This is a genomic window from Bacillus sp. P4_D3 (genome assembly GCF_056401855.1).
This window is the reverse complement of sequence record NZ_JBFUIN010000067.1, coordinates 1-14,057: the sequence shown is the minus strand read 5'-3', so window position 1 is coordinate 14,057 and position 14,057 is coordinate 1. Positions and strand designations below refer to the sequence as shown.

Below are 14,057 nucleotides of genomic sequence, written 5' to 3'. Positions count from 1 at the left end.
GCCCACTACCATCTAAAACTAAGTAAGGATTAATACCTAAAATCATACGGACACCTCTTTTTTAAATTTATAAAATCGAACTTGTGTTCGTTTTTATAATATCATACGTTTTACATTTCATTCAACTATTTACTTCCTCATTTTCAAAATTATTTTGAAGGAAGCTCCATCTCTTGTTTTCTAAGTTCAATACGGCGAATTTTTCCGGAAATCGTTTTTGGTAGTTCATCTACAAATTCAATTTTGCGAGGGTATTTATATGGTGCAGTGAGTTCTTTGACGTGTTGTTGGAGCACTGGAATTAATGTTTCTTCGTTCTTTTCTATATTCTCTCTTAATACGATAAATGCCTTCACAACACTTCCGCGAATTTCATCTGGACTTGCAACAACCGCACATTCTCTTACGTATGGGTGTTTTACAAGTGCATCTTCTACTTCAAACGGCCCGATTGTATAGCCAGAGCTAATAATGATATCATCTCCGCGTCCTTCAAACCAAAAATAGCCGTCTTCATCTTTTTTCGCTTTATCACCGGTAATATAATAATCACCGCGGAATTGCATCGCTGTACGCTCATCGTCTTTATAATATTGTTTAAAGAGTGCTGGTGTTTCAATGTGAACTGCAATATCACCAACTTCTCCTACCTGCACCGGAATACCTTCTTCATTTACGATATCAACATGGTTTCCTGGCGTTGGTTTTCCCATTGATCCTGGTCTAATATCCATCCCTTTCATTATCCCAACAAGTAATGTGTTTTCCGTTTGCCCATAACCGTCTCTTACCGTAATATCGAAATGCCTTTGGAACGTTTCAATCACTTCTCTGTTTAACGGCTCACCAGCTGATACAGCGCTATGTAACGCTTCTAAATTGTACTCATTTAAGTTTTCTACCTTTGCCATTAATCTATACTCAGTCGGTGTACAACAAAGCACATTCACCTTATTATCGCCTAATAAATTTAAATATGTTTTCGGTTCAAATTTACCGTGGTATACAAATCCTGTTGCACCTGAACCGAGAGTCGCTACAAACGGGCTCCAAATCCACTTTTGCCAACCTGGACTAGCCGTTGCCCATACAACATCATCTTCTTCGATTCCGAGCCAGTTCGGAGCGCTTGTACGTAAATGAGCGTATGCCCAAGCATGCGTATGAACAACTCCTTTTGGATTTCCTGTCGTCCCTGACGTATAAGATAAAAAGACCATATCTTCTTTATCTGTCTTCGCCATTTCTAACATGTCACTTTCTGTTTCTAATGCTGTTTTTAAATTCGTCCAACCATCTACTGAACGCTCGCTCAAGACGAATTTTTGAAGAGATTCCACCGCTTCTACGCCGTCAAATTGTCCAATATACGGTTCGTAACTTACGATAGCCTTTACTTCTCCGTGCCCAATACGATACTCAATATCTTTTTTACGCAACATTTCTGAGCTTGGAATAACGACAAATCCTGCTTTAATCGCAGCAATATACGTCATGTAAGCTTCAATTAAGCGCGGCATCATAATAAGGAGCTTGTCCCCTTTTTGTAAGCCACTTTTTATAAAAGCGTTTCCAATTCTATTCGCACCTTGCATTAATTCAAAATATGTAATCTCTCGTCTATTCCCTTTATCATCTTGCCAAATTAAAGCAAGCTTCTCTTTATCACTCGTATATTTCTCTATTTCCGAAACTAAGTTATAAGATGGCGGCGCCAACAATTCCTCTCTCTTCATAAACATCCTCCTTTATTTCTATGCCTCTCTTATATAATAAAGAATTTTCTGTGAATTTTGAACCCTCTTCTTTTGACAAATTTTTTATATTTATGTCGAACCGTTGAATAAAATTATATCGATTTATCGATAAAGTGAAACTTTAATCAGTGGGGGTTTTGTCCATCCCCCACTGATTATTAGCCCGCACCAATCGGGCSTTTACGGGCCGTAAGACTCCCACCTAACTTCTTCGTATTCGCCGAATTTCGAGGTGGGATTACTGCCCACAAATAGCGGGATAAATAATGACAAAAAAAAGAAAGAGCGGGAGAACCCGCTCTTTCTAAGCCATCGTATATGGGATTATTTTTGGTAACCGCCTAATTGTTGCTCAGCTAGTGAAACTAGACGTTTAGTAATTTCGCCACCAACAGATCCGTTAGCGCGAGATGTTGCATCAGCTCCAAGTTGAACACCAAACTCTTGAGCGATTTCGTATTTCATTTGATCTAATGCTGCTTGAGCACCAGATACTGCTAATTTATTTGTGCTTGCCATGTTGTATCACCTCCTTGTGAGTATAGAGTGTGATAAACAACATGACTTCATGCACATTTGAATGTGGTAATTTATGGGTTTAGAAAAGTTCTTCGAATTTTTCTTCTTCAGCCACTACTTCTACTGTTTGTAATACCATTGTTTCTTTGTTCGCTACAGCCTCTTCAATTAACGGCGCGAAATCGTACTTCGCTTCAAAACGATTTGCTTTCTCACGCTTCGGTTTCGTCGATGGACTTGCTGGTGTGAATACTGTACAGCAGTCTTCATATGGACGAATTGAAATATCATACGTTCCAATTTCTTTTGCAATTTTAATAATTTCTAATTTATCCATCGTAATAAGCGGACGAATAACAGGATAGTTTGTTACTTCGTTAATCGTATGCATACTATCTAACGTTTGGCTTGCTACTTGTCCAAGACTTTCACCAGTCGTAATTGCAAGTGCATTACGCTCCTCTGCAATACGCTCTGTAATACGCATCATCATACGACGCATAACTGTCATAGAATAGCTAGATGGAATTTCTTTATTAATCGTTTTTTGCACTTCAGTAAATGGAACAAGGTGAAGTGTTACACGTTTACAGTATTTCGTTAACTCTTGTGCTAAATCGATTACTTTTTGTTTCGCGCGCTCGCTTGTGAAAGGTGGACTATGGAAATGAACTGCTTCCACAGATACGCCGCGTTTCATCGTTAAGTAAGTTGCTACCGGGCTATCGATACCACCAGAAAGAAGTACCATTACTTTTCCGCCAACGCCAACTGGTAAACCGCCTGCTCCCATGTGCTCACCACACATAATATAGCTATAACCACTGCGAATTTCTATACGTACATTCACATCTGGATTATGAACATCTACTGTGATATCCTCTGTATTTTCTAAAATGTGCCCACCGATTTCTGGAAGTAACTCCATCGTCTTCATTGGGAAGCGCTTATCAGAACGGTGCACTGTAATTTTAAATGTTTTCACATCACCTTTTACTTGTAAGAAAGCTKCTAATGCACCTTTTTTAATATCTTCTAATTCTGATGGTACTTTCATTGCTAAGTTAAACTTATGAATACCAAATACATCTTTCAATCTTTCAGAAATTTCTTCATGGTCTTCGCCATTTAACTGAATGTACATACGATCATGTGTTGCATCAATTTTAATGTTTGGGAATTTTTTTAATTTGAATTTCACATTATCTCTTAACGTACTTACAAACTTAGAACGATTCTTTCCTTTTGTCGTCATTTCTCCATAACGAACTAAAATATATTCATATGTCATCATATTTCTTTACCTCATCACTTCATATAATTTTGGCATTGTCTCTTTAACAATACCTTCAAATTGTTTTACTTCTTCCATCGTGTTGTCCGGTGCTAGACTAATGCGAATCGCACTTGTAGCTGCGGCGTGCGGTACTCCCATTGACACTAGTACTCGGCTCACTTCATTTGCTTTTGAAGAACAAGCAGACTTCGTCGATACATATACACCATGTTCTTCTAAAGCATGAACGACTACTTCTGGTTTTAAACCGACAAATGATACATTTAAAATGTGCGGTGCCGCATATTCAAGTGATGTATTAATCGTTACAGTTTCCATCTCTTTAAAGAAACGGACCAGCTCTGTTTGTAAATTTTGCAAATGAACTACCTTTTCTTTCACTTGTTCCATCGTCATACGAAGTGCTTTCACCATCGCTACAATACCAGGTAAATTTTCTGTACCTGAACGATACTTGAGCTCTTGTTGACCACCTGATAAGATTGGATCTAATCTTACACCATCACGTATGTAAAGAAGACCTGTCCCCTTTACGCTATGAAATTTATGTCCAGATATTGAACAAAGGTCAATATGAGAAGCGTATAAATCAAGTGGTACTTTTCCTATCCCTTGTACATGGTCCACGTGGAATCTTATTTTCGGATGGTTCGATAATAATGTTCCAATTTCAGCAACGGGCTGAATCGCTCCAGTCTCGTTGTTCACGTGAATAATTGACACAAGAATCGTATCTTCACGAAGCACTCGTTTTACATCTTCTACCGATACAACACCGTGCTCGTTAACCGGTAAATATGTTACATCAAAACCGAGATCTTCTAATTGTTTATATGCCTCAAACACAGACGCGTGTTCAATATTTGTTGTAATGATATGTTTACCGCGCGAACGATTCCTCATCGCTATCCCTTTAATCGCAAGGTTATTCCCTTCCGTTCCACCTGATGTGAAAATAATTTCAGAAGGTTTAACGTGAAGGAGCTGTGCCGCAATCGTTCTCGATTGTGTTAATAGACGCTCTGCCTCTCCTCCAAGCGAGTGAATAGAAGAAGGATTACCAAAATATTTCCCTGCAACCGTTACGTACGATTGAAGAGCTTCTGGATATGGCTTCGTCGTCGCACTATTATCAAAATAGATCATCGTTCTTCCCCTTTCAACGCTATCACATCATATAATCATATCACAAATACGTGTAATTACGCTAAGACTACTCAAAGGTTCCGTTTTTATATAAAAGTGTACATTTCCCCCCGCCATTTGCAGGCATACTGAGTGGTGAAGATTAATAATTAGTGGTGGATGAAACCCCATCACTTACGGTTTCACTTTATTTTGAAACGAACGACCTTACTGTATTCCGCTATTCATTATAGCAACATCGACTTCAAAATTACACAAAAAAACAAACCCTTTATTAAAGGGTTTGCTCATTGTCTACATATTCAGCTATTTTTTGAACAACGCCAGGTTCAAGTTGCTCTAATATAGAAGCCGCTTGTTCTAAAGCTGCATCGTATTGATATTCACGGAATAATTTCTCCGCATAATTTAAGCTTTCTGCAAGATTCTCATCATGACTGCGGTACCGGTTACCGTATTGAATTAGTTTTTCAACTAAATACGCTTGTCCAATTAATTCTTCCGTCATTTCAGATACACCATTCACAACTGTGTATGCTTCTTCTAAACTGCTATTTACAGTATTCATATTTAACGGCTTTACTTCTAATTGCTCATACACAGCTTGCATCGCCATTTGCCCTTTTTGTAAATCTTCCATAATACTCTCTGGAAGACCTGGTAAATTCGATTTTTGCATAAAACGTTTCGTCTCAAAAATTGTATTTCGCATTTCTTGTAACTTCTCACGTGCTTCAAATTCCTCTTTGCGCATCGTTTGCAGCATTTCTTTATATTCTGCATGAAGTACTTTTAAAGTTTCACATTGCTCATAAACCTCTTCTAGTTCCTCACGAATAATAGAGAATGCAATATCTTGTTCAGCAACACGGATTTGCAACACTTCAAAACGTTTCATTAAAATATGCATTTGCTTTTCAATTACTTTTTGTGACTCAATGTCTTTGTCTTGTAATTGATAACTTTGTTTCACAAGTTGTGTTTCTATTTTCGTTTCAATTGTTTCTGTACGAATTTCTTCTAAATCTTCATAAACAGACAGTGTTTTTTGCTCCACATAGTGTTTCGCATGCACTTCTTGTTCAAGTTGATCATAAAAACTGTCTAAACGAGTTTTTAAGTCCTCTACTTTTTCTGCTGCCTCCGTTATATAAAGCTCCTGTATATCCATTAAACATGTTTGTAGTTGTGTCGTCATATCGCGGACTTCTTTAGGAATTTCCAAATACTCTAATACATAGCCTTGTCTTATCATATCATCATGGCCTTGTAATAAATCTTCCAGCTGAACTGGTAATGTCGCTTGACACTCTACCAATAAATCTGGAATTTGATGAATAACGATTTCTAAACTTGCTAAACCTTCTTCTAAACTAATAACAATTTCTCTCGCTTTTAAATAATCACCATTATCAGTTGCCTCTTCAAAAGTTTTGAACTTCTCGGATTCAACATCTAACATCTCTTCAATTTTTTGCTCAGCTGCTCCATACATGTGTCGATGAGCAAGAACGCTCTTTTTCATACTACGATATGTATCACGTAACCCTTCAATTTCCGAGCTGTTTTTCTCATGGCTTTCTAACAGTTGCTGTAATTCATTTAAAATGTCCGTAATACGATTATCAGCGTCATCTAAACCACTTATGGATTCTTTCATCGCATGCTTTGCTTTGCGGAAGGAGAATTGCGAGGCGAATTTTCGCGCTTGCCCTAAATCTTTTTCAGCTTTCGGAAGAGTTGTTGATACAATTTCATCCCACTCTTCACGCCATTTACCAAACAGTTCTTCTGTTTGACCTGTCATATTTAAATCTTTTACCCGCTTTAGTTCATCTGCCACAGGTTTATCTTTTATCTCTTGTTTCCACTGCTCCAGTGCTTCAATATCTTTATATGAACGATTTCTTATCACAAGCTCTATCATGAGCAGCACTAGAATAGAGCTTACTACAATGATAACGATCGTCAGGATAGAATCCATGCAAAAAAGCCTCCTAAGTTATATCTCTTTTTTTGTCCGTTCCGTTTATGAAATGGAAGGCATTATGTATAAAAAGGGAATTCCCCTATATTTAACAACTAACAATGTTCTAATCATACCATGTAATGACGTGTTTTTGACCTAGTTTTTTTTAAAATTTCATGTTTCTTTAAATGTAAATGTAATCTTTCTTAATATTCCGCTTACTTAACTACCTATCCTCAAATGATTGTAATAACAGGCACTCTTTCATATGAGATGCGAAATAATTTTTGCGCACAAGTGACATTTCCTTGCCTTACCGCTTGCTCTACCACCATTTCCGGAATTAAAGTAATACCAAGGCCAGCTTTTACCATTGCAAGCATCGGTTCTGCATAAGATGTTTCAACTATATAACGGCATATTATTTATGAATTTAGTTCCTGTACTTACACTTATCGGTTCTATGTTTCAAGGTTATACTGTCAAATTGCCGGCGCCTCATTAACAATTATTGCGCTAGTATGCAACAATTTATAGCAAAGAAAACAACATATAAAAATCCCCACCTCAATTCGTTAGGTGGGGGTTTTTCACATATGAACAGCTCTTGGCAGTTCATAATACATACTCGCTTTATATAATGTTCGTTCCATCCATTGCTCAATTTCCTTCGTATACATTTCTAAGAAAAACGTCTCGGATGGAAATGAGTGTAGCACCTCTGATATATATTGTGGATATAAAAACGGCATATTCATCATGCCTTTTAATTGCGTCATAAACATTGTAAAAGATACCTTTTTAAATTCTTGCTTCATTTGTCCTTGTTTAATGATTTGCTCTATATAATATCTTTCTCTAGAAAAATAAAYGGTCATCACTTCACGAATTAATGTCGTATCAAGCGAAAGCTCTCTATAAAAAAAACGTGTCAGTTCTCTATTATCAAATTGATATCGTAAAATCCCGCGCACCATTTGCACCATCACATCTTTAGCCGATAAATATTCTCTCTGTTCAAATGACGTTTCAATTACATGAATATATCCTTCTAAAAAATCAGTAATAAGCTGTTCTAATAACCCTTGCTTTCCAGCAAAATAATATGAAATATTCGCTACATTCACATCCGCTCGCTTTGCAATGTCCCGCACCGATGTCCCGTCATACCCTTTCGTATTAAACAACGATATTGCCGCATCAATTACCTTTTGTTTCGTCTGCTTCATGCGCTCACTTCCTCTCAATGAACAGCTATAGTTTAAATTTCTTGACTTTTAAGACAAATTCCTTTAATTTTCTATCGACAAAGTCATGTGAAATACATCGTATTTTGCTACCATTTTACATATCTCGATAAAAAGGGAGTTGTTTCCATGTTTACAAAAGAAAGTTATGCAGGATCTCGTGAAAAGCAATATGAGACAGTAATTAAACAACTAGATGCATTATTAACTGGCGAACCGAACGTAGTCGCAAACTTATCAAATGCGTCCGCACTATTAAATCAATTTTTAGATCGCGTTAATTGGGTTGGCTTTTATGTAACAGAAGGAAATCAGCTTGTTCTTGGACCATTCCAAGGAATGCCAGCTTGCGTGCGTATTCCTTTCGGACGCGGTGTTTGCGGCGTTGCAGCTGAAACAAAAACAACGCAACTTGTAGCAGATGTTCACCAATTCCCAGGACATATCGCTTGCGATAGTGCCTCTAATTCTGAAATCGTTGTACCGATTCTGAAAGAAGGAACTATCATTGGTGTACTTGATATTGATAGTCCTGAAAAAAATCGTTTCGATGAAGTAGATCAGCATTATTTAGAAAAGTTTGTGGAAACACTCCTAAAACATATTTAATAAAGAAAAGAGTGAGTTATCGATTAAGTACGTAACGTACGAAACCGATAGCTCACTCTTTTTTATTGATTGCTAACCGTTGATATCTTCTTTAGTGCCTGTTCTAAATCAGAAACGATATCTTCCCATGATTCTAAGCCGACAGATAGGCGTATTAAATTATCGAAAATACCCATTTCTTTTCTTAGTTCAGCCGGAATAGCTGCATGTGTCATCGTCGCTGGATGCTGAATTAACGTTTCTGTATCACCTAAACTTACGGCAATTGTAATAAAATGGAGGTCATTGATAAACGACTGTGTTTCCTCTTTCCCGCCTTTAATTGAAAAAGAAATAACGCCCCCGCCTCGTTTCATTTGCCGAGATGCTAATTCCCCTTCCGGATACCAAACACCTTCTACCGCTTCATGATTTTTCAAAAACGATACAATTTTTTCTGCATTATCACAATGACGATCCATTCTTACTGCTAATGTTTTTAATCCGCGTAACAATAACCACGCGTCAAACGGCGCCATAATACCGCCGATATCTTTTCGCATCGGACGGATTTTGTCAGCTAACGTTTTCGTTCTACAAATTGTTACACCCGCTACAACATCCCCGTGACCACCAATATATTTTGTCGCACTGTGAACGACGGCGTCACAACCGAGCTCAAGAGGTCTTTGTAAATAAGGTGAACAAAACGTATTATCGACAATAACAAGTAAGTCATTGCGCTTCGCTACCCCGATCACCTTTTCTAAATCAATTAATTTCATCGTTGGATTAATCGGTGTTTCAACGAAAATGAGCTTTGTATTTGGACGAATTTTATTTTCAATATCCGTCTCTGTCTCCATATCACAAAACGAATGAGTAATCATAAATTTTTCTTCTAATACTTCTAAAAAACCGTACGTACATCCATATAATCCATTTGAACAAATAATATGATCTCCAGCCTTTAGAAAACCGATTAACGTTGCTGAAATGGCTGCCATACCTGAACCAAACGCCAGCGCTTCCTCTCCACCTTCTAAAACAGCCATACGTTCTTCAAATAATTTCACAGTTGGATTCCCAAGCCTTGAATAAATATAAGATGGATCTTCTCCCGCAAAACTCGCTTCTCCTTGCTGTGCTGTCTCAAACGTAAATGTAGAAGTTTGAAATAAAGGTGGCGTTAAACTCCCTTTATTTTCATTTGATTCATATCCGTGATGAATTAATGCTGTCTCCATATGTTTCTTTTTCATAAAAACATCCCCCTTATGTCTTTATTGCCACATATCCACCAAGAAAAATCTGATGAACGTTTTTACTACATTTTATGTAAGCGTTTTACTTCTGTTTCTATCTCTTCTTTCATATTGTTTTAAATTCCTTCTTGTTAATTTCCAAAATTTATCTGCATAAAACAAAAAGGGAGTCGCTTGACGAAACTGTAGGTAAAAGATATAATAGCGTTTGTGTAAAATAAAAAGGCAGCCTTGTAATGTGAGTTTATCGTTTGTATTTTGTTCCTCTGCGGAGGTGTATCTCGTAACTCCCTGCTGCTGGAGCGAAGGTACATGAAAACAAAATACCCGTAAATATCGATTACGTCTGTTTTTATTTTACGAAAATAAAAACATTTTTGAAGGAGGAGTCAACTATGGCTCGTTATACAGGTCCAGCATGGAAACTGTCTCGTCGTCTTGGAATCTCTCTAAGCGGCACAGGAAAAGAATTAGAAAAACGCCCTTACGCACCAGGTCCTCACGGTCCTAACCAACGTAAGAAACTTTCAGAATACGGTTTACAATTACAAGAGAAACAAAAACTTCGTCACATGTACGGCATGACTGAGCGTCAATTCCGTCGCACATTTGACCAAGCAGGTAAAATGCCTGGTAAGCACGGCGAAAACTTCATGATCCTTCTTGAAGCTCGTCTTGACAACCTAGTTTACCGCATGGGCTTAGCTCGCACTCGTCGTGCAGCTCGCCAATTAGTAAACCACCGTCACATCACGGTTGATGGAGCTCGCGTAGATATCCCATCTTACCGCGTTAAACCTGGTCAAACTATCGGCGTTCGCGAAAAATCTAACAGCCTTGTTGTTGTTAAAGAAGCGATCGAAGTTAACAACTTCGTACCAGAATACTTAACTTTCGATGCTGATAAGTTAGAAGCTACTTACACTCGTCACGCTGAGCGTCCTGAGCTAGCAGCTGAAATCAACGAAGCATTAATCGTAGAGTTCTACTCTCGTTAATCTCGGTACTCTGCAAAGAGTATTATTAAAAGCCTTAGGAACCTTGTTTATCAAGGGGCCTGGGCTTTTTTTATTGAATATAGCCGGTATATGTATAGAAACGGGACAATGTAACAAAATAAAAAGAACTGTAGACCTATAGTTAATGATGCTTAACCCTCTCTCTAGAATTTCATCAATTTTTTATTCACATTAATAAAAATCTCTCTTCTTCTAACAACGAAAAAATACTACATTCTACCCCATGACTCATTTTTCTTTGTTATACTCTCCTTCCTCCCCTTTTGTTAATATTATTTTTACAACGTATTCTTTTGTACATAAACTATACCTTCCCCTTTTCTATTTACATTCAACCTTAAAAACCCCTGCATCACCCGAGCATCCGAATGAGMTTAAAGAACTTAATGAACAAGTACCTCTTTGAYCATGAATTTATGAGAATATTCCATTTACAACCCTYCCCTTAAATTGGTATTATTTCCTTGTAAAGGGGAGGGAAAGTTCATGTCTTTAAATATGTATCTGGGAGAAGTACAGGCTCAAACACAAAGTATGAATGCTTTCTGTACCGCTACTATTCAAGGTATGGAACAAGCTATTCAGTCGATTGATGCTTTCACCAGTGATACTGTTCTACAAGGGCAAACATATGACAGTGCAAAGGCATTCTTTGCAGAAACTTTTCGTCCTTTAGCACAAGGAATCATTTATTTGTGTGAAGAACTAATTCGTCAGAATGATGCCTTTCCAAATCAATTTCAATCACAGGTCGCTTCGACAGATGTAATCGAACAAGAAATATTAGAACAAATTCGAGAAATTGACCGAATGAAGGCAAGTATGGAAGCTATCAGTCAAGCTATGCCAATCCCAGGTATGGATGCTATGGTAAATCTTTTTATTGCCATGAGGCGCAAACTTCAAGAAAAGTTAGATCATTTGTATCAGTTCAACCAAACATCTAGCAATAACTACAGTACAGCAATTCAATTAGCTGCTAGTATTGCAACAGGTCTTGCAGAAGTCCAAAGTGGAAAAGGTTTTAGTCCTGCAAGTGGTACATTTAGTACACAAGGTTTGAATATGGAATGGGTGACTTCTATCCAAGCAATTACAGAAGATAGGAAGCGTCAGGCTGATAATTCAATTGAAGAAGGTGCAATGTGCGGCAAAATCCAACCACAATCAGAACAATCCTTTTGGGATAGAAATAAAAAGGATTTGAACGATGCCTGGACTGGTATTTCCACTGGTGTAGTAGATGGCGTTGTAGACGCATGGGACGGATTTGTTGCTTTGGGAGATAAAGAGACCTGGTTGAATATGCGGGATGCGATTGTAAACTATGAGGAAACACTTCCTGCTGCATGGAATGCTTTATCAGATTCATTCATGAATGAATTTTGGAATGGGGATATGGAAAGTAGAGAACATTATGCAGCTTATGCAGTCACTTCGCTACTCACTGGTTTTATTGGTAGCAAAGGTCTGGATAAAGTTGGACAAGTAGGAAAAGTAGAAGCTGTTACAAGTCTTACAAAAGGAAAATCGCTTCTAACAAACTCCTCTGCATACAGAAATTCATTGCATATATTAAATAACTATGAATTCATACCTGGAACTCCTTTCTCATATGCAGGAGTTGGAAGTATCCAACAGTATTTGCAGAAAGCAGCTCCATATACTTATGAAGGTCCAAATGGCCCTAAGACAATAAGATTAAGAAAAGGTGAGTTGGCAGGAGACAAACATCCTGCTACAGGTATTCCGTATGATGCAGATGGGTTCCCTATTTTTAAATCTAAGGGTGAGGTAATCCTCAAAGAGGCAGACTTCAAAAAATCTAGACCAACACATTTTAGAAAATGTAGTAAAGCATTATACGAACAAATAATAAAAGACCCTGATTTAGCTTCAAAATTTACGAAAGAAGAAATCCAAATGTTTAAACAAGGTGAAACACCAAAGCATTACACATGGCATCACCATCAAGATACTGGTAGAATGCAACTTGTAGATTATCAGATACATCACGATACTGGTCATACAGGTGGATATAGAATTTGGGGAAAAGATAGCGATAAATAAGGAGTGGCAAAAATGAACAATATTACATGGTCCTTTATGAGTAAAACACCAGTTACAGACGAAGAAATCCAAAAGATAGAACAATATTTTAATATTAAATTACCCAACGATTTTGTTGCGTGCGTGAAGAAATATGACGGGGGATACCCTAACCCAAAAGTATTTGATGTACCAGGACAAGATGAAAATGTATTCAGTGACCTCTTAACTCTTCATATAGAAGATAAATATTCGATTGTCCAAAACTATGAAGGTATAAAAGATAGATTAGTTGATAAAGTATACCCTTTTGCTAGAGACCCGTTTGGTAACCTTCTATGCTTTGATTACCGAAATAATCTCGAAGCTCCAACTGTTGTATTTTGGGACCACGAAGAAGAAGAGATGGAAGAAGCAATTTACCCTGTTTGTTCCTCTTTCACAGAATTGCTTAATAACTTACGTGATTTTGAAGACGAAGAATAAAAGAAAAAAGAAGAACGCCTTGTATTGAGGGTAAACGTTCTTCTTTTTATTGGTCTATGTAATTATTCATCAAAAACGTAATATTTACAGTGCTTGTACATAAGTTGTAATTGTTGAACTTACATTAGGAGTTTTAATCATTTTACGCTTCGAAGCTGAGGCTTAATAAAAAAACATTTAAGTCACACTCTCATGAGTTGTGGCTTTTATTATGTAGAATTTATAGTTTTTTATAATGAGTAACTAAAACAAAAAAGCCGTACCTCTAATAGAGTACGGCTAAAGCATTGCTAGTGTCTATTCACATTATATATTTTAATTAACTACATCTGCAAAGAGTAGTATTAAAAGCCTTAGGAACCTTGTTTATCAAGGGGCCTGGGCTTTTTTTATTGAATATAGCCGGTATATGTATAGAAACGGAACAATGTAACAAAATAAAAAAGAACTGCAAGTCTATAGTTAATAAAAATTAACCCTCTCTCTAGAATTTCATCAATTTTTTATTCACATTAATAAAAATTCCCCTCTTCTTCTAACACCGGAAACATACTACGCTCTATCCCATAACTCATTTTTCTTTCCTATACTCTCCTTTTGTTAATATTATTTTTACAACGTATTCTTTTGTACATAAACTATACCTTCCCCTTTTCTATTTACATTCAACCTTAAAAACCCCTGCATCACCCGAGCATCCGAATGAGCTTAAAGA

General features: G+C 37.2%; 11 protein-coding genes and 2 pseudogenes. 5 read left to right on the top strand and 8 right to left on the bottom strand.

Translation table 11 applies throughout. The features are described from left to right. Positions 1 to 149 precede the first annotated feature (149 nt). The 6 genes and pseudogenes from mbcS to AC1DTM_RS10945 form a co-directional block, all read right to left on the bottom strand. Positions 150 to 1,736: an acyl-CoA synthetase MbcS gene (gene mbcS / locus AC1DTM_RS10970; RefSeq protein ID WP_002112269.1), complete on the bottom strand. Its 1,587-nt coding sequence runs from the start codon at positions 1,734 to 1,736 to the stop codon at positions 150 to 152. A gap of 345 nt (positions 1,737 to 2,081) precedes the next feature. After that, positions 2,082 to 2,276, bottom strand: coding sequence for an alpha/beta-type small acid-soluble spore protein (locus AC1DTM_RS10965; protein ID WP_000168891.1), 195 nt, complete (start codon positions 2,274 to 2,276; stop codon positions 2,082 to 2,084). Between the two features lie 79 nt (positions 2,277 to 2,355). Further along, entirely contained in the window at positions 2,356 to 3,570 is a 1,215-nt protein-coding gene (gene thiI, locus AC1DTM_RS10960) for a tRNA uracil 4-sulfurtransferase ThiI (RefSeq protein WP_477000225.1), read from the bottom strand. 6 nt (positions 3,571 to 3,576) lie between these two features. Further along, positions 3,577 to 4,719 carry a cysteine desulfurase family protein gene (locus tag AC1DTM_RS10955; protein ID WP_016106352.1) on the bottom strand — a complete coding sequence of 381 codons (1,143 nt, stop codon included), beginning with the start codon at positions 4,717 to 4,719 and terminating at the stop codon, positions 3,577 to 3,579. Positions 4,720 to 4,993: 274 nt separating this feature from the next. Then, positions 4,994 to 6,703, bottom strand: a complete 1,710-nt coding sequence (gene ezrA / locus AC1DTM_RS10950; RefSeq protein ID WP_002160226.1) for a septation ring formation regulator EzrA — start codon at positions 6,701 to 6,703, stop codon at positions 4,994 to 4,996. 211 nt (positions 6,704 to 6,914) lie between these two features. Next, a pseudogene (locus AC1DTM_RS10945) lies at positions 6,915 to 7,092 on the bottom strand (LysR family transcriptional regulator); the annotation flags it as partial. Between the two features lie 8 nt (positions 7,093 to 7,100). On the opposite strand from AC1DTM_RS10945, the pseudogene AC1DTM_RS10940 reads away from it, so the two are divergent. Beyond that, positions 7,101 to 7,225: pseudogene (locus AC1DTM_RS10940) on the top strand (EamA family transporter); the annotation flags it as partial. 53 nt (positions 7,226 to 7,278) lie between these two features. Here the strand turns inward: AC1DTM_RS10940 and refZ are convergent. Next, positions 7,279 to 7,917, bottom strand: a complete 639-nt coding sequence (refZ, locus tag AC1DTM_RS10935; RefSeq protein WP_477000224.1) for a forespore capture DNA-binding protein RefZ — start codon at positions 7,915 to 7,917, stop codon at positions 7,279 to 7,281. 147 nt (positions 7,918 to 8,064) lie between these two features. Between refZ and AC1DTM_RS10930 the strand changes: the two genes are divergently transcribed. Next, positions 8,065 to 8,544, top strand: a complete 480-nt coding sequence (locus AC1DTM_RS10930; protein ID WP_002160224.1) for a GAF domain-containing protein — start codon at positions 8,065 to 8,067, stop codon at positions 8,542 to 8,544. A gap of 62 nt (positions 8,545 to 8,606) precedes the next feature. On the opposite strand, the gene megL is transcribed toward AC1DTM_RS10930, so the two are convergent. After that, the gene (megL, locus tag AC1DTM_RS10925) at positions 8,607 to 9,785 is read right to left on the bottom strand and encodes a methionine gamma-lyase (RefSeq protein ID WP_016106353.1); all 1,179 of its coding nucleotides are present in this window, start codon (positions 9,783 to 9,785) and stop codon (positions 8,607 to 8,609) included. A 398-nt stretch (positions 9,786 to 10,183) separates the two neighbouring features. Here megL and rpsD point away from each other — a divergent pair, with 398 nt between their 5' ends. The 3 genes from rpsD (at position 10,184) to AC1DTM_RS10910 (ending at position 13,342) form a co-directional block, all read left to right on the top strand. Beyond that, positions 10,184 to 10,786 (top strand): 30S ribosomal protein S4, encoded by a 603-nt coding sequence (gene rpsD, locus AC1DTM_RS10920; RefSeq protein ID WP_002145373.1) that lies wholly within the window; start codon positions 10,184 to 10,186, stop codon positions 10,784 to 10,786. A 507-nt stretch (positions 10,787 to 11,293) separates the two neighbouring features. After that, the gene (locus AC1DTM_RS10915; protein WP_088099565.1) at positions 11,294 to 12,877 is read left to right on the top strand and encodes an HNH endonuclease; all 1,584 of its coding nucleotides are present in this window, start codon (positions 11,294 to 11,296) and stop codon (positions 12,875 to 12,877) included. A gap of 12 nt (positions 12,878 to 12,889) precedes the next feature. Beyond that, entirely contained in the window at positions 12,890 to 13,342 is a 453-nt protein-coding gene (locus AC1DTM_RS10910) for an SMI1/KNR4 family protein (RefSeq protein ID WP_002112284.1), read from the top strand. The last annotated feature ends 715 nt before the right edge of the window (positions 13,343 to 14,057 follow it).

Excerpts from the sequence above, each read along its gene's own strand:
- mbcS (WP_002112269.1), bottom strand. The coding sequence starts at position 1,736 with ATGAAGAGAGAGGAATTGTTGGCGCCGCCATCTTATAACTTAGTTTCG.
- AC1DTM_RS10965 (WP_000168891.1), bottom strand. The coding sequence starts at position 2,276 with ATGGCAAGCACAAATAAATTAGCAGTATCTGGTGCTCAAGCAGCATTA.
- AC1DTM_RS10955 (WP_016106352.1), bottom strand. The coding sequence starts at position 4,719 with ATGATCTATTTTGATAATAGTGCGACGACGAAGCCATATCCAGAAGCT.
- ezrA (WP_002160226.1), bottom strand. The coding sequence starts at position 6,703 with ATGGATTCTATCCTGACGATCGTTATCATTGTAGTAAGCTCTATTCTA.
- AC1DTM_RS10930 (WP_002160224.1), top strand. The coding sequence starts at position 8,065 with ATGTTTACAAAAGAAAGTTATGCAGGATCTCGTGAAAAGCAATATGAG.
- megL (WP_016106353.1), bottom strand. The coding sequence starts at position 9,785 with ATGAAAAAGAAACATATGGAGACAGCATTAATTCATCACGGATATGAA.
- rpsD (WP_002145373.1), top strand. The coding sequence starts at position 10,184 with ATGGCTCGTTATACAGGTCCAGCATGGAAACTGTCTCGTCGTCTTGGA.
- AC1DTM_RS10915 (WP_088099565.1), top strand. The coding sequence starts at position 11,294 with ATGTCTTTAAATATGTATCTGGGAGAAGTACAGGCTCAAACACAAAGT.
- AC1DTM_RS10910 (WP_002112284.1), top strand. The coding sequence starts at position 12,890 with ATGAACAATATTACATGGTCCTTTATGAGTAAAACACCAGTTACAGAC.